At 43.8% G+C, this 17,293-nt stretch carries 17 protein-coding genes and 1 other RNA gene; 4 read left to right on the plus strand and 14 right to left on the minus strand.

The genetic code is table 11. The features are described 5' to 3' along the window. Positions 1–89: 89 nt before the first annotated feature. Positions 90–224 carry a hypothetical protein gene (locus tag ACKPCE_RS00520; protein WP_262482319.1) on the plus strand — a complete coding sequence of 45 codons (135 nt, stop codon included), beginning with the start codon at positions 90–92 and terminating at the stop codon, positions 222–224. A 138-nt stretch (positions 225–362) separates the two neighbouring features. Here ACKPCE_RS00520 and ACKPCE_RS00525 read toward each other — a convergent pair whose 3' ends face one another. Both ACKPCE_RS00525 and ssrA read right to left on the minus strand, forming a co-directional pair. Next, on the minus strand, positions 363–1,079 hold the full coding sequence (locus tag ACKPCE_RS00525) for a phosphatase PAP2 family protein (protein ID WP_319503803.1): 717 nt from the start codon (positions 1,077–1,079) through the stop codon (positions 363–365). 167 nt (positions 1,080–1,246) lie between these two features. Continuing rightward, positions 1,247–1,643: a transfer-messenger RNA gene (ssrA, locus tag ACKPCE_RS00530) on the minus strand. A gap of 161 nt (positions 1,644–1,804) precedes the next feature. On the opposite strand from ssrA, the gene ACKPCE_RS00535 reads away from it, so the two are divergent. Further along, the gene (locus ACKPCE_RS00535) at positions 1,805–2,953 is read left to right on the plus strand and encodes a lactonase family protein (protein WP_319503804.1); all 1,149 of its coding nucleotides are present in this window, start codon (positions 1,805–1,807) and stop codon (positions 2,951–2,953) included. Here ACKPCE_RS00535 and ACKPCE_RS00540 read toward each other — a convergent pair whose 3' ends face one another. The 7 genes from ACKPCE_RS00540 to ACKPCE_RS00570 form a co-directional block, all read right to left on the minus strand. Then, positions 2,954–3,565 carry a M23 family metallopeptidase gene (locus ACKPCE_RS00540; protein WP_319503805.1) on the minus strand — a complete coding sequence of 204 codons (612 nt, stop codon included), beginning with the start codon at positions 3,563–3,565 and terminating at the stop codon, positions 2,954–2,956. 19 nt (positions 3,566–3,584) lie between these two features. Then, positions 3,585–4,247 carry a B3/B4 domain-containing protein gene (locus ACKPCE_RS00545; protein WP_319503806.1) on the minus strand — a complete coding sequence of 221 codons (663 nt, stop codon included), beginning with the start codon at positions 4,245–4,247 and terminating at the stop codon, positions 3,585–3,587. Position 4,248: 1 nt separating this feature from the next. Continuing rightward, on the minus strand, positions 4,249–5,073 hold the full coding sequence (pgeF, locus tag ACKPCE_RS00550; protein WP_319503807.1) for a peptidoglycan editing factor PgeF: 825 nt from the start codon (positions 5,071–5,073) through the stop codon (positions 4,249–4,251). Further along, positions 5,070–6,230, minus strand: coding sequence for a GTPase ObgE (obgE, locus tag ACKPCE_RS00555; RefSeq protein WP_319503808.1), 1,161 nt, complete (start codon positions 6,228–6,230; stop codon positions 5,070–5,072). Before obgE ends, pgeF begins: the two co-directional genes overlap by 4 nt. Positions 6,231–6,301: 71 nt before the next feature. After that, the gene (locus tag ACKPCE_RS00560; RefSeq protein ID WP_024996886.1) at positions 6,302–6,871 is read right to left on the minus strand and encodes an adenylate kinase; all 570 of its coding nucleotides are present in this window, start codon (positions 6,869–6,871) and stop codon (positions 6,302–6,304) included. A gap of 40 nt (positions 6,872–6,911) precedes the next feature. After that, the gene (gene hpt / locus ACKPCE_RS00565; protein ID WP_024996887.1) at positions 6,912–7,451 is read right to left on the minus strand and encodes a hypoxanthine phosphoribosyltransferase; all 540 of its coding nucleotides are present in this window, start codon (positions 7,449–7,451) and stop codon (positions 6,912–6,914) included. 40 nt (positions 7,452–7,491) lie between these two features. Then, entirely contained in the window at positions 7,492–9,036 is a 1,545-nt protein-coding gene (locus ACKPCE_RS00570) for a peptide MFS transporter (RefSeq protein ID WP_319503809.1), read from the minus strand. A gap of 129 nt (positions 9,037–9,165) precedes the next feature. Here ACKPCE_RS00570 and ACKPCE_RS00575 point away from each other — a divergent pair, with 129 nt between their 5' ends. After that, a complete protein-coding gene (locus ACKPCE_RS00575) occupies positions 9,166–10,680 on the plus strand; it encodes an NAD(P)H-hydrate dehydratase (protein WP_319503810.1) in 1,515 nt (504 codons plus the stop codon). A gap of 94 nt (positions 10,681–10,774) precedes the next feature. Continuing rightward, positions 10,775–11,839, plus strand: a complete 1,065-nt coding sequence (locus ACKPCE_RS00580) for a DUF4831 family protein (protein ID WP_319503811.1) — start codon at positions 10,775–10,777, stop codon at positions 11,837–11,839. A gap of 138 nt (positions 11,840–11,977) precedes the next feature. Here the strand turns inward: ACKPCE_RS00580 and ACKPCE_RS00585 are convergent, their stop codons facing one another. From ACKPCE_RS00585 to ACKPCE_RS00605, 5 genes are all read right to left on the minus strand, one after another. Beyond that, entirely contained in the window at positions 11,978–12,316 is a 339-nt protein-coding gene (locus ACKPCE_RS00585; RefSeq protein ID WP_319503812.1) for a hypothetical protein, read from the minus strand. A gap of 118 nt (positions 12,317–12,434) precedes the next feature. Next, on the minus strand, positions 12,435–14,318 hold the full coding sequence (locus ACKPCE_RS00590; RefSeq protein ID WP_319503813.1) for a M1 family metallopeptidase: 1,884 nt from the start codon (positions 14,316–14,318) through the stop codon (positions 12,435–12,437). Positions 14,319–14,334: 16 nt separating this feature from the next. Beyond that, positions 14,335–14,892, minus strand: coding sequence for a CatB-related O-acetyltransferase (locus ACKPCE_RS00595; RefSeq protein ID WP_407655018.1), 558 nt, complete (start codon positions 14,890–14,892; stop codon positions 14,335–14,337). 47 nt (positions 14,893–14,939) lie between these two features. After that, on the minus strand, positions 14,940–15,398 hold the full coding sequence (locus ACKPCE_RS00600) for a GNAT family N-acetyltransferase (RefSeq protein ID WP_319503815.1): 459 nt from the start codon (positions 15,396–15,398) through the stop codon (positions 14,940–14,942). Positions 15,399–15,906: 508 nt separating this feature from the next. Next, positions 15,907–17,268 (minus strand): MFS transporter, encoded by a 1,362-nt coding sequence (locus ACKPCE_RS00605; protein WP_319503816.1) that lies wholly within the window; start codon positions 17,266–17,268, stop codon positions 15,907–15,909. Positions 17,269–17,293: the final 25 nt, after the last annotated feature.

A 17,293-nucleotide genomic window follows, 5' to 3' on the forward strand; every position in this document is an offset into this window, starting at 1 on the left:
ATAAGAAATAAGCTTTATCTTTGCATCGAAATAATAGAAAAGAATAATAATAGCTCTCCAAAAGGTGGTGAGCACAAAAGATGAAGATTATGAAAAAGAATGCAAATGAAATTATGATGTTACAGTACCGTATTAAAAGATACCAAGCAATGGGAAACGGCATTATGTGCCAGTTATTAAATGGTAAGTTACAAAAGCTTATGGCAAATAGAGCCGTAGCCTAACACAAAGTAAGACTTCATATAGAAGTCGTAAATTCCAAGAAAGTATATAAATAACAATAGAGAAAAGGGGAGGGCGAATAAACACCCTCCCCTTTTCATTTATATCAAAACGAAACTAGGATTAAGAAACTTCTTCAATTAATTGGTTAGTATTTCTACAAGAGAAATTGTAGAATTAACAAGAACCGTAATGCCCACTGTAAGCATAATAATGCGAGACCTAACTTTTAAACAACAGCCGCCATGAAGACATTCTGAAAACGACTTCTTGAAGCATTTTTTTTGTAAATAGCGAAATAATAGGAATACCAAAAAACCGATCATGGCGCCCAACAAAATTCCACCAAGAACATCAGTCACAAAATGAACACCCAAATAAATTCGTGAGTAACACGTTATGAGCCCCCACAGAGACATGACAGAAGTAAATATCAAACATCGATAAACCAAAGACAGAAATACGACAGCTCCAAAACCATTGGCAGCATGAGAAGAGACAAAACCAAACCTGCCTCCTCGATAGTTATCTACAGTAAGCACCTGAGCCATAAAATCCGGATGATGCGTGGGGCGTAACCTTGAAAACAAAGGCTTAATGACATTGGCTGAAATTTGATCACAAAGACAAGCTAACAATATAAAACAAGCAATAAACAGCAATGCATTTTGCCACTTAACCTTATAGAAAGCTAAACCAAGAAAAACCAGACAAAGCGGAACCCATAACAACTTACCCGAATACAACATCATGAAATTATCCCAGAACTCAGAGTGATGTCTGTTCAAAAAAAGAAATAGATCCCTTTCATAAGGCAACATTCCTTCGCCAATCTCTTCAATAGCAGATTCTTCCATTGTATTTAATTAAAAAAATGTCTTCATAGTAAATTACTCATTCATACTGAAAAAGCAACAACTTGTTATATGATTTAAATTCATTAAAATTTAGTGGATTGCTTCTTTAACCGCTCCCTACAAATCAGGTTAAATTTGTAGGGAACGACTAAATTGTCAGATTGGCTAAGTGGAGCTGGAGGGAATCGAACCCTCGTCCAAACGAGGAAATCATAAGCTTTCTACATGCTTATCTTTGCCTAAATTTTCGTGTCTGTGCAGAACCAAAGCCATCAACACAAACCTTATCTTCTTTATTTTCACTTTAAATGCGAAGCCACTTAAAGCTATCTCCGATATGACTGCACCACTGAACCAGAATACTTCGAAGCCACAGCTTCTGAGTGATGTCCCGTCCGGATACCTAGTATCCAGATTAAGCTAATCTACTATAATTCGATTAAGCAGCAAGAGCGTAATTATTTTCGCCAGATAAAATTTTGATAACTGATATTTAAGTGCAAATTACCGACGCACTGCATGCTTACATACCATTTCTGCCCGCTGTCAAATCCAGTCAACCCCTTTAAAGGAGTGGTAAACCACTTTAGCGTTGCAAATATATGTATTATCTGATTAATACAAACACAAAAAGGGTCAATTATTCGTTTTTTATGTTCTAAAAAACAAAAATTAAAAGATTATTGTATTTTTGTAGTATCGTTGAAACATTTAAAAGACAAACAATGGTGAAAGAGATCGTAAGTATTTGTACAATTGGCATCCTGGCAACAAGCTGCCAGTCGCGTAAGGAAGCCAAATCAATGAACGAAGCAACCAATGACACACTAACCATGTTAGTGGGTACATACACTTCCGGAGAGAGCAAAGGCATATATACCTATCGCTTAGATGCGAAAACAGGAAATGCACAACTAATGAGTGAAACACCTGTTTCGGATCCTTCTTATTTAACCCCCTCCGCAGATGGAAAGTTTGTGTATGCTGTGAGTGAGCACAACGACACGACGGCTGCAGTCACAGCGTTCGCGCTCGATAAAGAAAAGGGAAAGCTCACTAAATTAAATGAGCAACCCGCTATGGGAGCCGACCCTTGTTACATTATCACCAATGGCCAATATGCAGTAACGGCCAACTATAGCGGCGGCAGCATATCCGTTTTCCCTATTAAAGAAGACGGTACACTTGACAAATCTTCGGAAGTTATGAGATTCAACGGCTCCGGACCCGACCCTGTTCGCCAGAAAGTGCCCCATCTGCATTGCGTACAATTCACACCCGACAAGAAATACCTGTTCGCCTGTGATCTTGGCACCGACAAAATACATAAATTTAATGTCAACCTTCAAGCCAACCACCGCAATAAACAGCCTTTGCTGACTACGGGGCAACCTCTTTCATTTCAATTAGAACCAGGGTCGGGACCGAGACACCTCACCTTTGCTCCCAATGGTATGTACGCATACGTAATTAACGAGTTATCGGGGAAAGTCACCGCCTTTCAGTATACAGACGGACAATTAAAAGTAATACAAAACATTGAGGCCGATAGTGTAAGAGCCCAAGGAAGCGCAGATATACACATTAGTCCGGACGGAAAATTCCTATACGCTAGCAATCGCTTAAAAGAAGACGGAATAGCCATTTTCAGCATCAATGGCAAAGATGGCACACTGACCCAAAAAGGATATCAACACACCGGCATACATCCGCGTAACTTCATAATCACCCCCAATGGAAGATTTTTGTTGGTAGCCTGCAGAGATAGCAACGTCATTCAGATATACGAGCGCGACATAAATACAGGTCTGCTTACAGATACCCGCAAAGACATCAAACTCAGTAAGCCGGTCTGCATTAAGTTTGTCGAGTAATTACAACGATTTCACACGGACTTTATTACCTTTCTTAATACATTGAAGGCATGCTTTTCGAAGTGTGCCTTCATTTATATTGAAAATTAAGTTCGGATTAAAGTGCTGCCCATTGATGCGGGTTTCAAAATGAAGATGTGCGGTGGTAGCCCTGCCAGTCCGTCCGGTAAGTGCAATGGGCTGACCGGCTTTCACCACATCACCACTTTTCACAAAATTCACTGAATTGTGGCTGTAAACAGTCTCCAAACCACCGGGATGACGAACCACTATAACCTTTCCGTAAGCACTATAAGGTTTCGACATGCGAACAATGCCGTTGAATGCTGAATAAATGGTATCATTCGGACAAGTTTTTATATCGACACCACTGTGTCCGCCTCTTGATCCATAATTAGAAATAATTTTAGCACCAGGCAATGGGAAAGCGAAATTGGCCATTTGTACCAAAGAATCTATATTAAGTATTAACTTACCCGAACTGGCAAACAAACCGGGAGTTGCTACCCGAATGTGATTAATCTCCATGGAACTAAACTCCGGACACGCTTCCTGAGCCTTCAAGAAAACAGAAGCAACTAATAACAAGGTAAGAACAAAGGTCTGTTTCATACATTAAAATTTAAACGATTCAATAATAATAAACGCCTCCACTGTTAGATTCAGCATAATTTATAAGCAAATGCTGAATCATTGCGGCAGCCTGCTCCAACTCCCCACGGCCATTGTATCCATTGACCAACGCCAGAATATGCGTGGTTTCCAAATCCATCTTTGTACGTTCGTGATCACTGGTAGGCGTACCGATTCCCCCTGAAGCATCTCGGTAAACAGGCAACCCGTCAATGTTGAGTATCCCCCGCCCTATTCCTTCAAACGGTTCATCGGTCTTCCCTATTCCAAGTACCAGCCGATTACCTTGAATTTTATCAGCATCAAAGCCTCCAATGGAATATCCCGTGCGTAAAGAGACCAAATTGATGAGATCCACTAACGTATCAATCTGATACAAAGGAATATTACGTAACAAGCGCCTGCGCAAAGCCTCAGCCGACGGACGATAACGTCCAGGATCCTTGCCACATCTTTTATACGCCTCACGCGTGGCAGCAATCACCTCATGTTTCTTGATATCATCCAACTGAGACGACTGCAAAAGCTCAGCGGTAAAAGTATTAATTTCATCCCATAATCCCTGAGAAAAAGAAGAGTTTTTCACCTCCGCATAAACCGCCACCCCTTGAAATTGGGGGCAAACAGCCCTTATTTCTTCTGAAACAATGATTTCAAACATATCATTTCAATGTCTTGTTCAACATAATTCCCGATAAGATTCTGCCCGACAGAATTCCCAAACGCCGAGCAGAGAAGAACTCCTCATGACGAGCGAACGTACAAATGCCGGCAAGCTGAACCTGTACATCGGGTACTCCGAAATCAATCAGCGCCATGCGGTTCGCCTCCCACAAGTCCAGGTGATGCTTACCCGTCTGCTCATTAAAGAAAGAAATACGTTCCATCGGATACCCTTGCCGGAAAAACGCATCATAAACCTCCTGTCCCACTTCAAAGGAAGTGCACGAAATGGAAGGTCCGATGCATGCCAGCACATCCTCACCTTGCGTACCAAAAGAAACATTCATCTGGTGAAGCGTCTCGGCCAAGATTCCAGCCACCGTTCCACGCCATCCGGCATGAACCACCCCAACAGCAGCATTCTTCCTATCATACAAAACAATAGGAACACAGTCGGCTGTCGATACACAAATGCAATACCCTTCCACATTTGTAATCAGCGCATCCACCCCTTCGAGTAACAACTGTCGACTATTCGCATCCAAATCCATGAAATCAGCTTCCAAACACCGAACCACCGTACCATGAACCTGATGAGGAATAATCAACACCTCGGGTTGTTGCGGCAACGAGTTGCATAGTTTAAGCTGATTGCGCTGCACAGCCACTTCATCATCGCCCGAAAACGGTGAGCAATTAAAAGTTGAGTAAGCATCATCCTTACTGAAACCTCCCATACGAGTGGTTACAAAACAAGCAATGTTGGGATACGAATCATACAGTTCATATCCCAACATTGCCTTATCTTCTGTTAAAGAGATCATTTTTCTTCCCAATCTTCTTCCTCGTATTCGTAATCAAGATCGTCGTCTTCCTCTTCTTCCTCGTATTCAAAATCAAGAACCTCATCTTCACCCATATCTTGTAGCTCCTGCTGCAAGCGCGAAACATCTTTCGAACGGTGTACAATCCCTTCAATCTTGTTACTCTCCTTATTGAGCTCCTCCCATAAAATATCTTTCAGCTCCGCTATACCCAGTCCGGTAATAGAAGAGATAAAGACAGAAGGAATACCCTCGGGCAAAGTCGGTCTGATTTCATCCATCAGTTCCTCGTCGAGCATATCACTTTTCGTGATGGCAAGCACCCGCTGTTTGTCGAGCATTTCCGGGTTGAACGTTTTCAGTTCATTCAGCAAAATATCATATTCGTTGCGAATATCGTCACTGTCTGCCGGCACCATAAACAACAACAAAGAGTTACGTTCAATGTGTCTGAGGAAACGCAATCCCAATCCTTTTCCTTCACTGGCACCTTCTATAATGCCGGGAATATCAGCCATCACAAACGACTTTCCGTCGCGATACGACACAATACCCAAGTTTGGCTCAAGCGTAGTAAAAGGATAATCGGCTATTTTCGGTTTGGCCGCCGACACAGTAGACAACAAAGTCGACTTACCCGCATTGGGGAAACCTACCAAGCCCACATCCGCCAGCAACTTCAACTCCATGATCACCGTTAACTCCTGCATCGGTTCACCCGGCTGAGCAAAACGAGGCGCCTGACGAGTAGCCGTACGGAAATGCCAGTTTCCTTGTCCGCCACGACCACCTTTCAACAAGATTACCTCTTGTCCGTGATCCGTTACATCACAAATATATTCCCCCGTTTCTGCATTATAAACCACCGTACCGCAAGGAACATCTATTACTTTATCCTCACCATCCTTACCAAAACTCTTGTTTTTGCTACCCGACTCGCCGTGGCCAGCCATAGCATGCCTATCGTAGCGCAAGTGCAGTAACGTCCAGTAATTACGATTTCCGCGCAAGATAACATGGCCTCCTCTACCGCCGTCGCCACCATCGGGGCCTCCGTTAGGAACATATTTCTCGCGCCTCATGTGTGTAGATCCCCTACCACCCTTACCAGAGCGGCAATATATCTTTACGTAGTCAACAAAATTCGATTCAGCCATACTTCTTTTCCTCTATTGATAATAATAGCCGGGCACGCTATCTCTACGAGAAACGTTGCCCGGCTACAAAATTATACATTTTCTATTGCTTTGCAAATATCTGCAAAGATTCCGTCCATTGTTCCAAGACCTTGAATGTGTTTATACACACCTTCGTTCTTGTACCAGTCAATTAACGGAGCTGTTTGTGAATGATATACCAGCAAACGCTTCTTAATTGTTTCTTCATTATCATCGGCACGACCTGATTCCTGTCCGCGTTTAATCAAACGAGTCATCAATTCCTCTTCGGGAACATCCAGATCAAGCATAACAGAAACCGCCTGTCCTCTATCGGCAAGCATTTGTTTCAATGCACCTGCTTGTGCAATGGTGCGTGGAAAACCGTCGAAGATCACCCCTTTGCTATCTTTAAAGCTATCGAAAACGCTAGCCAGGATGTCAATCATCAACTCATCGGGAATCAATTGGCCTTGGTCAATATAACCTTTTGCCGTTTTACCCAATTCGGTTCCGTTTTTAATTTCAGCGCGAAGAACATCACCTGTAGAAATGTGGTTAATCCCGAATTTTTCTACAATACGTTCGCTTTGTGTTCCCTTTCCTGATCCGGGAGCACCAAAAATAACTACATTCAGCATCTTTCTTTTTACTTATTTATATTTCAAAAAACATTCTTACCTATTCTTCTACTACCGTATAAATATCAGGGTAATTACGTCCGTATCCGTCATAATCGAGTCCGTAGCCCACAATGAAATCATTCGGAATTTCCATTGCTACGTAATTAATATCCAGCTTTACCTTCAGTTTTTCGGGTTTAACTAACAGCGAAGCGATCAAAATTTCTTTAGGATGACGAGTGCCCAATGTCTCGATAAGACGCTGCATGGTCAATCCGGTATCTACAATATCTTCTACAATAACTATCGTGCGACCGGCAATATCTTCATTGATACCAATCACCTCTTTAATCGTTCCGGTAGAAGAAACGCCCTGATATGAAGCCAGTTTCACAAATGACACTTCACAAGGAATGGCAATGTGCTTCATCAGGTCGGCCGTAAACATAAACGAGCCGTTCAATACACTAAGAAACAATGGATTTTTATCTTTCAGGTCGCGATTTATCTCATCGGCAACACGCTTCACTTCTTTCAGAATGTCCTCCTCCTTAATGGAGATAGAGAACTGTTTATCTTTTATTTGTATGGTATCCATAACCGGTTGAATTAATAATAATGGGGCAAAAGTACGATTTTTATTCCACTCCATGCATCATCTGGCGCAATTTCTTCGATAAAAGGAAGAGAATCAGTGCGGCAATGCCCGACATAATGACAAAAATCATAAAGAAATCATACATGGTCTCAATGCGGAAACCGAGTAGTACTTTCTCTTTTCCTGCCTCCGGATAGAGACCTCCCAGCATACCGGCAAACTTATTGGCCGTTGCCATAGAAAGGTACCATAAGCCCATCATCAATGAAGCAAAACGCAAAGGTGTCAATTTGTTGACCATCGAAAGGCCAATGGGCGACAAGGCTATTTCCCCCATCGTGTGTATAAAATAAAGACCGGTGAGCCACATCAAATTAACCTTGGTTCCGGCCTGCACATCCTTCACCCCAAAACAGATAAAAAGATAACCCAGAGAAAGCAATAAGAGTCCGATAGCCTGCTTCGCCGGCGACGAAGGCTCACGGTTTCGTTTATTGAGAAAAGCCCAAAAGGCCGGCATAATATAAGCCAACAAAACCACAAACAAAGGGTTAAACGACTGAATCCAGGAAGCAGGCATCTCCCATCCCCAGATAACCCGGTCGGTTTGCTCGGCGGCAAACAAAGTAAGAGACGCTCCCGCCTGCTCATAAGCTGCCCAGAAGAAGATTACAAAAAAGGCAATGATGTAAATGACAAAGATTCGCTCCCGCTCAATTTTGGTCAGCGACGAATCGAGCAATATACTGATAGGAAACACCAAACAAGCCGTAAAGATGCCTACACTAACCCAGTCATCGCCCAGCCAGAGGTAAAACAACGTGCCAAACACGAGTGCCAGAGCGGCCAGAATGCCCAAGTTGCGCCACTTGCGTGAGCTTTGTTCGCCAGCCGAAGCCGATTTTGCCTGCTCTGCGGAAAGAGCCTGCTGACGAGCGTCGGGCAACACACCCAACTGCTTGCCATCCGGCGAAAGCAAGTACTTACTTTTCTGCGTTTCAAAAATGACAATGGTAAGCAGAATTACAACGGCAGCCAGCAGAAAGCCCCACTTGAAATCGTCGGGATTGCCCGTTTCGCCAAAGTAACCACATGCCAGCGGAGCAATGAAAGCCCCCACATTAACCCCCATATAGAAAATAGTATATGCAGAATCAATCCGTTTATCACCGGGTGTGTACAACTGTCCCACCAAAGAAGAAACCGTAGGTTTGAAACAACCGTTGCCCAGAATAAGCAATGTCAGTCCGCCATACATCAACCCGTGTGCCCATCCGGGCGTATGCAACATAGACGCACTCAAGAAAAGCAGAAACTGTCCAAGTCCCATCATAACCGCTCCCCAACGAATGGATCGCCTGATTCCCCAATACTTATCTGCAATGTAACCACCTATCAGAGGAGTGAGGTACACCAGCCCCGTATAACTTCCGTAAATTGAGGTGGCCAGCTCCTTATCAAAGAGCAAAGCCTGCGTTAGAAATAAAATAAAGATGGCACGCATGCCGTAATAACTAAAACGCTCTGCCGTACTAGTGGCGAAGATTAGATATAATCCTTTGGGATGACCTTTTAAACTGTTCATTTGCTTAATTGAGTATTTACTATTTGATTAATGGCTGCAAAAATAGTTATTTTCACAGGAGTTTTAAATGTAAGGCTTGACTGTTTTATATCTATTGAGTACTTTTGCAGGATACAAAAATACACGAATATGAAGATTTTCTCGGGAAACCGTATTAAAATACTCGATGCTTACACCATAGAGCATGAACCGATCAGTTCCATTGACCTGATGGAAAGAGCTGCTCATGCTCTTACTTCAGCTATTGTTGCCAAATGGACCGCCCAGACTCCGGTCACTGTTTTCGCCGGACCGGGCAATAACGGGGGCGACGCCCTGGCAGTGGCTCGTATGCTTGCCACGAAAGGTTATCAGGTAGCCGTTTACTTATTTAACACCAAAGGATTGTTGTCGGCCGACTGCCAAGTTAACCGGGAACGAATTGAATCCATGCATTCTGTAACCTTCACCGAGGTAAGCACACAATTTGTGCCGCCCACGCTAACAGCCAACCATTTAGTGATTGACGGACTTTTCGGTTCCGGCCTCAACAAACCCTTAAGCGGAGGTTTTGCCGCCGTGGTGAAGTACATCAACTCATCGCCTGCAACGGTGGTATCTATCGATGTTCCCTCGGGATTAATGACGGAAGAGAACACATTCAATGTACGCGCGCACATCATCAAAGCACGCTACACATTCAGTTTGCAGCTGCCCAAGCTATCTTTTCTGTTTGCCGAGAATGCAGAATATGTAGGCGAATGGAGCCTGCTTGATATCGGCATTAGTAACGTCGCCATCGAAGAGACACAAACCGATTACTATCTGACAGAACGCGAAGAGATGAGCCGACTCATCAAACCACGCAACCGCTTTGCTCACAAAGGCAACTTCGGCCATGCATTGCTCATTGCCGGATCATACGGCATGGCAGGCGCTTCTGTCTTAGCAGCTAAAGCTTGTCTGCGGTCGGGCGTGGGATTGCTTACGGTTCACGCTCCTTCACGAAACGTAGAAGTATTGCAAACATCCGTTCCCGAAGCAATGGTACATGCTGATTTGAACGAAACATATTTCGGCACACCCGTTGACACCGAAAAATTTCAGGCTGCCGGCATTGGTCCGGGGCTGGGCAAGCACATAGAATCGGCAGCGGCATTGGTAGAACAAATCAGCGGTAGCCAAATTCCGATGGTGATTGATGCCGATGCGCTGAACATCTCGGCCGAGAACAGATATATTCTTTCTTCCATTCCCAAAGGTTCCATACTGACCCCGCATCCGGGAGAGTTTGATCGTTTGGCAGGGAAGTGCCAAGACGGCTATGAGCGATTGGTCAAAGCCTGCGAACTTGCTCAAAACACTCGATGCTATATTGTGCTGAAGGGTGCTTATACAGTAGTAGTCACCCCGCAGGGAAAATCATACTTCAACTCAACAGGTAATCCGGGCATGGCCACCGCCGGAAGCGGCGACGTGCTGACGGGCGTTATTTTAAGTCTGCTAGCCCAGGGATACGTCTCCGAAGATGCAGCACGACTGGGGGTATTTGTGCACGGAATGGCCGGAGACATAGCCGCCGAGCAACAGGGAATGATTGCCCTCACTGCGGGGGATATTGTATCCTGCCTGCCTGCCGCATGGAAAGCATTGACAGAGAAATAAAACGTACGTTGAGTATTTTTCACTCCCATTAGCATCATTCTATCAAGAAGATGATTACATTTGCTGTTAAACTATTTAAAAGAAAACCATAAAAATGAAGAGAAGCTCTATTTTACTTTTAAGTTTGCTCCTTTCATCTACCGCAACCTTCGCCCAAACCAAGGTAACTATGGGCGTTACACGCGGAAAAGATTTTGGTGTTACCTACCTGTTACCTAAAACAGAAGTTGAAATTGAAATAAAAAGCGTAAAGACTACCTTTACTCCCGGTGAGTTTGGTAAATACGCTGAGAGATATTTGCGGATGAACAACGTATCTGTTGACTCCGACGAATACTGGGAACTGTCTGAAGTAAAGGCAAAAGCAGTGGGTGTGCCCGACAAAGAGCGGACTTATTTCGTTAAGCTCAAAGATAAAACAGTAGCTCCACTCATGGAGTTGACGGAAGACGGCATTGTGCGCTCCATCAACATGCCGTTGAGCCCCCGTAAAGAAGTGGTTGCCCAACCGCAATCGGCAAAGACTGTGCGCATAAACCCCAGATCATTCCTTACCGAAGAGATTCTGATGGCTAATTCTACCGCCAAGATGGCTGAACTTGTGGCCAAAGAGATATACAGCATTCGCGAAAGCAAAAACGCTTTGCTACGCGGACAAGCCGATAACATGCCCAAAGACGGCGAACAATTACGTATCATGCTCGAGAAATTGGAAGAGCAAGAACGTGCCATGACGGAGATGTTTACCGGAACAAAAACAAAAGAAGAAAAGACACACGTTATACGCATCACTCCCAGCAAGGAGATGAAAGGCGAAGTGTTGTTCCGTTTCTCAAAGAAACTAGGCATATTGGGTGCCAACAACCTGGCGGGCGAACCAGTATATGTATCGCTCACCAACCTTAAAACGCTGAACATTCCGGCAGAAGATAAAAAGAAAGAGCTAGAAGGTATTGCTTACAACGTGCCGGGAAAAGCGCAAATCGTAATTGAAAGAAATAACGAAGAGCTAGTGAAAGAGGATATTTCCGTTACACAATTCGGTACGCTTGAATATCTTGCTCCAGAATTGTTTGATAAAAAATCGACCATCAAAGTTTTATTTGATCCGTCAACCGGAGGCTTGATTAAAGTTGACCGCGAAGAGGAAAGCAAATAAGTAAGAGATTAAAATAGTTAAAGCCGTTTGCCTTTCTGTCATCATTTGACAGATATAGGCAAACGGCTTTTATTATATATCAATCGCATTAATATCAAATCTCGTTATAGCTGTCGGGAAGCCCTAAGTTTAGCCCATTCATTCGACCTTCTTCCTTTTGATTACATACATTGAGAAAGTACAAATAGTTACCCAACCCAATACAGCTCCTATAATAGCAGGAATGTTTTTAAATGGAATAAAAAACAAGATTGAGACAGCAGTAAAAGAAATGAGCTGTTTCCATGACATTTCTTTATAATGGAAAGCATTTGTTATTGAATAGGCAGACGCCATAAAAAAGAAGCCATTGCCTACATCTACTAAATGAAAGTCCTTTAGTCCATGATCAATAAGGTATGGTTTCAATATATTATTTAAAACGAATCCGATAAAAATCCCCATAAGGGCAAGAATAACAAAGGACTTTCTTTTCATCACATGTAATATTTAATAGATTGTTTCATCGCATTACTTACCTGCAAAACTAATCAATAATATTGAATCCATCCCAAACCAAACCAACTTTTATTTTACAAGGAAAGAAAGAAACAGTTTAACGTTTATTATTCGAACGGTCGGCATCGGGAATGTATTCGTTGCCCAGCGTAACGCTTGTTATATCCTCCTTTGAATCAATTGAAACGGTGATGGATTTGTTGTGCTGTTCCAGCCAACGGTGTGCCGGCAGCGTAATCGTTTTCACTACTTTGTCGCCACTGTAAAAGGAAAGAACAACGGGCAACGGAAAATCACCCTTATTGGCAACAGTCACTTGCACTTTGCCGGTCTCACGAGTCACTTTGTCTATCGCCAAATCGGGGATGCCGCCCTGCTGATAATACCAAACATTCCAAAACCAATTCAGATTTTGTCCGGAGAGTGCATTAAAGGTATTAAAGAAGTCGTACGGCGTGGGGTGTTTGTATTTCCAACGTTCCATAAAACCTGTCAGACAAGTTTTAAACAGAGCATCACCCAGTTCGGTTTGCAACATGCGCAAGGCGACTTCTGTCTTAGCGTAGTTGAGATAGAAGTAGATGCGTCGATCCAGATAGTGCGTAGAAGTTATAACAGCCGGTTCGTCTTCCAGGCCGGCGTAACTTGAAAATGCTGCGGTATTCCGTTTGCCCTCATCAAGAGTAGCCATCTGCGTTTGAACCTTTTCGGGCAGAAAAACAGTTAGCCCCTCGTCAAGCCAGCCGTTCTTGGTTTCGTTGGTGCAAACGTAGAACGGAAAGTATGTATGCGCTATTTCGTGTGAATTGGCATAGACCGTCATCTCGTAACTCGGGTCGGCACCCACATTGGTAATCATGGGATATTCTACACCGAAATCGCCGTTGAAGACTGTCATGTAGGGGAAGGGAAATGGAATGCCCGGCATCTCTTCCGACAGGGAGCGAACGGTTTTTCGGGCAATATCTACCACTTTATCGAAATGTGGCGAGGCAGCGTTATAAGCAACTCCTACCACGGTGCGCCTCTTCGTGAGTTTATCAACCTCCACACTGGTCACGTCCCAGCAGTAATGGTCACTGATACCGAAAGCAAAATCAGAAACCTGCGAAGCCTTGTATTTCCACGTATGCCGGTTCGTCGTGACATTTCCCTGCTGCAAGTCCTGTTGCGTAATCAAATGTACGACTTCATCCGAAGTTGCCGCCTGCTGATACTTGGCATAATACGGAGCTTGTATTACCTCTTGTATATTCACCGGTTCGCCCGTAGCCCATACCATGAATCCCTGCGGAACGGTAATTTCCACATCAAAGTCGGCCACTTCGTTGTAGAACTCAGCCAATCCGTTGTACGAATGAATGTCCCATCCGTTTACGTCGTCATACACAGCTACCTGCGGATACCATTGTCCCAGAAAAAGAGTAGTGCTGTCAATGGTGCCCATCCTTACTAACGTGTGTTCGGGAATGTGAAAGTTCCAGTCCATCTGTATGTCGGCCTTGCTATGTGGCAACACCTTATCGTCCAGCTGAACGTACATCAGTGTTCCTTTGCGACGCACTTGTTTCTGAGCAGCATCGGCAGATAGTTGCTTATTGCCTACTAACATTCGTCCAATCTCTACCCCATCGGTCAGGTCGCGCGCATCAACATCCACCAGCGAAGTGCGATTGGCGCCTTTTTTAAAGAAGTCTTGATAAAGCCTTATCACAAGCGTCTTTAGCGTATCGGGACTATTGTTGAAATAGGCAATTCGTTCCGAACCGTGTAGCATTTTGTTCTTCACATCGACTGTAGCTTTGATGGAATATGATGTCGTGTTTTGCCAGTAATGTTCACCGGGATTTCCATCTTCGCCGCGCGTTTGTTTGGCGTATGCCAATGCAACGGCTTTGGGCACTATGACTTTTTCTTGTTGCTGTGCTTTTGCGGAAAGGCAAAGCAACAACGTAACAGCAATTACAACTCGTTTTTTCATCTTGGGGCAGTATTATTTATTTCATTATTTCCGGTAGTCTTTGTTGGATTTCCTGTTCGCTCCAATCCCACCATTTCATTTCCAGCAATTCAGCGATTCTTTCCTCAGAGAAACGCTTGCGTATTGGTTTAGCAGGTACACCACCAACTATTGAATACGGTTCCACATCTTTAGTCACCACTGCCCGTGAAGCAATAATAGCTCCATCTCCAATGGTTACTCCCGCCATGATAACTGCTTCAAAGCCAATCCACACATCATTTCCTATTACTATATCTCCTTTGTTATCCCATGCGTCTGTTACGGGAACCTGCAAATCCCATTCACCGGCTAATACAGGAAAAGGATAAGTTGACAAAGATTTAAGCGTGTGGTTAGCTCCGTTAAACAAAAACTTCGTTCCGCAGGCAATAGAGCAGAATTTCCCAATAATAAGCCGGTCGTTGTTTACGTACGGATAATGGTATAAAACACATTTCTTTTCAAAGTCCAGCGGATTATCAAAATCATGATAAAACGAATAGTCGCCCACTTCTATAAACGGGCTTTTGACGCAACTTTTGAGATAAACCATTGTTTTATCTTCTTTGCGGGGGTAAAGGGTTTCTTTGTTTGGCATAATTATATTCTTTTCTCTAAATAAATCATTGTCATGTTTGTGTTCGTAACTTCTCTTTTAAACTCCTTATAGCCGTGTTTACGGTACAGATACAAGTTCTTTTCACTTTTGTGCCCCGTAAAAAGCACCCATCGTTTACAATCGGGGAAGTCAGTTTCGACAGCACGGAGCAATTGTCCGCCAATTCCGTTATTGTGAAAGTCTTTCTTGACGATAAGTTTTCCCACAAAACAAGTGGTTCCGTCGGCATACGCACGTATGGAGCCCACTATTTCCGTTGCAAGCACGGCTTTCAAAAAGAGGGAATGCTCAAATTCTTTCTTCAAAGTCTGCATATCTTGCAATAAAGGCGGAATGGCATAGTCATTGTAAATCTCCGCCTCGCTCTGATAACACTCTTTCTGAAGGCGAAGAATCTCTTCTAGGTCGTGTTCATCAACTAACTGTATGTTAACCTGCATAGCATTGTTTATTTATATCGTTAGTCTGCCACATGAATGAAAAATCACAGATTGAAGTGGAATAATGTGAGAAGTTGAAGCGCGTGATGTTCTTTATATTGGACAAACAGACAGCAATCAAGGTCTTTTTGTCAAGAGCAACTTTATATATTATTAACCATTGAAGAGGTAGTGAGCACGCACCAGCAAGAAGCAAGGAAAAGATAACCAACTTTTTGAAAAACATAACCGACTTTTTCAAAAAGATAACGAGCAATTTCAAAAGAGAAACCGTCTTTTGGTCCGCGAGACGCCGTCTCCCGGCTGTGAGACGGTGTCTCGCGGACCTTTTGCTACCGTGCAAATGGGAATAAGAAACCGGGTTAAGTCACTTTTCAACCGGGCAAAACGAAAAAAGGCAGGAGTTTGCGCTCCTGCCTTTGCCGCCCATAATAAAATCAATCTATTATAGGATTACTTTTACAAAGATAATACATTATATTGCCAAAGTCAAGCGTTTGGCCAATTATTATTTCTTTTCTATGTTTGCCTTTTCCAATCCGTAACCGTACTTCTTGTTGGCTACCTTCAACAACAGTCCGATGACCAGAGAAAGGGTAGCAAAGCCGGTGAAGACGAGCATCGGGATGGTATAATCGTACTGATTCACACCGTTAACTGTTTCACTAATACAGAATTCCTTCTGAATCCATCCGATTAAATTGGGCACGCCCCACAAACCGATGTTCTGAATGAAGAAGATTAGTGCATAGGCCGTTCCCAACTGATGGGCAGGGAATATCTTAGCCACCGAGGGCCACATGGCCGATGGTACTAACGAGAAGGCAATTCCCAGGATAATCATCAGTACGGTAGCCACCCACCAACCGTTGATGGAAGGGATGGAATAAGTAAGGTGTACGAAGATAAGCATGGCAGCGCCGATGATCATGATATTGTCTGCCTTGCCTTTACTGTCAACCAAACTACCAAAAACGGGAGTGAGAATCAGCGCGCCCAGTGCCGGCAAACCTACAATGGAACCGGCAAAGTCGGCATCAATACCGTATTTGCTCACCATCAATTCTGTGGCGAACTTCTGGAACGGGAACACGCATGAGTAAAACAACACGCAAAGTAAGGCGATCAACCAAAAGCCGGGATTGGAAAGAATGGCTCCCACGTCTTTAATGGAGAATTTCTCCTCATCAACAGAAGTCTTATCGTCTTGTATTTGTTTGTCGAGCTTCTTATCGAGTACAGAGAATGCGAAGAAAGCAATCAGTCCGCCCACCAACAATACTAAACCAATCAGTACGGGAGTATCAAGGTGAAAGCTTTTGGCAACAGGAATAGCCAGCGTATAAGCGGCCTGTGAGCCGATACGGGCTAACGCAACCTGAACGCCCATGGCAGTAGCCATTTCTTTTCCTTTAAACCATTTGGCAATCAGTTTGGTAACTGTAATACCTGCCACTTCTGCGCCCACACCGAAGATGGAGTATCCAACCGACGATATAAAAACACCGGCCTTGTAACCGAAGTAAACCGAGTTACTGTCGGCCAATTCGGTAATGCCGTAATATTGAAGTGCCGTACCAAACACCATCAGGATGGCAGCCAGTTTACCGGTGAAACGAATGCCGAAACGGTCAAGAATGAGTCCGCCCCAGATAAGCATCAGGAAGAATACATTCAAAAAGCTGTATGCGCCGGTGTAAAAGCCGAAGTCCGTACTTCCCCACCCCAGCTGCCCTTCGAGCATAGTCTTCAAAGGTGCCATCACATCGTTAACGAAATATGCGGCCATCATGGTGAAAGCCACAACCCCCAAAGCCATCCAACGGGTGAACTTGGAGTCATTCAATTTTTTATTCAATTCTACAGACATAGTAAATTATTGCTTCTATATTATT

It is taken from the genome of Bacteroides graminisolvens (genome assembly GCF_963666085.1).
Classification (GTDB): Bacteria; Bacteroidota; Bacteroidia; order Bacteroidales; family Bacteroidaceae; genus Bacteroides; species Bacteroides graminisolvens.

What these genes read in the sequence shown, in the direction of transcription:
- ACKPCE_RS00520 (WP_262482319.1), top strand. Translation starts at nt 90, where the DNA reads ATGAAAAAGAATGCAAATGAAATTATGATGTTACAGTACCGTATTAAA.
- ACKPCE_RS00570 (WP_319503809.1), bottom strand. Translation starts at nt 9,036, where the DNA reads ATGAACAGTTTAAAAGGTCATCCCAAAGGATTATATCTAATCTTCGCC.
- ACKPCE_RS00605 (WP_319503816.1), bottom strand. Translation starts at nt 17,268, where the DNA reads ATGTCTGTAGAATTGAATAAAAAATTGAATGACTCCAAGTTCACCCGT.
- ACKPCE_RS00600 (WP_319503815.1), bottom strand. Translation starts at nt 15,398, where the DNA reads ATGCAGGTTAACATACAGTTAGTTGATGAACACGACCTAGAAGAGATT.
- ACKPCE_RS00575 (WP_319503810.1), top strand. Translation starts at nt 9,166, where the DNA reads ATGAAGATTTTCTCGGGAAACCGTATTAAAATACTCGATGCTTACACC.
- ACKPCE_RS00585 (WP_319503812.1), bottom strand. Translation starts at nt 12,316, where the DNA reads ATGAAAAGAAAGTCCTTTGTTATTCTTGCCCTTATGGGGATTTTTATC.
- hpt (WP_024996887.1), bottom strand. Translation starts at nt 7,451, where the DNA reads ATGGATACCATACAAATAAAAGATAAACAGTTCTCTATCTCCATTAAG.
- ACKPCE_RS00545 (WP_319503806.1), bottom strand. Translation starts at nt 4,247, where the DNA reads ATGTTTGAAATCATTGTTTCAGAAGAAATAAGGGCTGTTTGCCCCCAA.
- ACKPCE_RS00580 (WP_319503811.1), top strand. Translation starts at nt 10,775, where the DNA reads ATGAAGAGAAGCTCTATTTTACTTTTAAGTTTGCTCCTTTCATCTACC.
- ACKPCE_RS00590 (WP_319503813.1), bottom strand. Translation starts at nt 14,318, where the DNA reads ATGAAAAAACGAGTTGTAATTGCTGTTACGTTGTTGCTTTGCCTTTCC.
- obgE (WP_319503808.1), bottom strand. Translation starts at nt 6,230, where the DNA reads ATGGCTGAATCGAATTTTGTTGACTACGTAAAGATATATTGCCGCTCT.
- ACKPCE_RS00535 (WP_319503804.1), top strand. Translation starts at nt 1,805, where the DNA reads ATGGTGAAAGAGATCGTAAGTATTTGTACAATTGGCATCCTGGCAACA.
- ACKPCE_RS00560 (WP_024996886.1), bottom strand. Translation starts at nt 6,871, where the DNA reads ATGCTGAATGTAGTTATTTTTGGTGCTCCCGGATCAGGAAAGGGAACA.
- ACKPCE_RS00540 (WP_319503805.1), bottom strand. Translation starts at nt 3,565, where the DNA reads ATGAAACAGACCTTTGTTCTTACCTTGTTATTAGTTGCTTCTGTTTTC.
- ACKPCE_RS00525 (WP_319503803.1), bottom strand. Translation starts at nt 1,079, where the DNA reads ATGGAAGAATCTGCTATTGAAGAGATTGGCGAAGGAATGTTGCCTTAT.
- ACKPCE_RS00595 (WP_407655018.1), bottom strand. Translation starts at nt 14,892, where the DNA reads ATGGTTTATCTCAAAAGTTGCGTCAAAAGCCCGTTTATAGAAGTGGGC.
- pgeF (WP_319503807.1), bottom strand. Translation starts at nt 5,073, where the DNA reads ATGATCTCTTTAACAGAAGATAAGGCAATGTTGGGATATGAACTGTAT.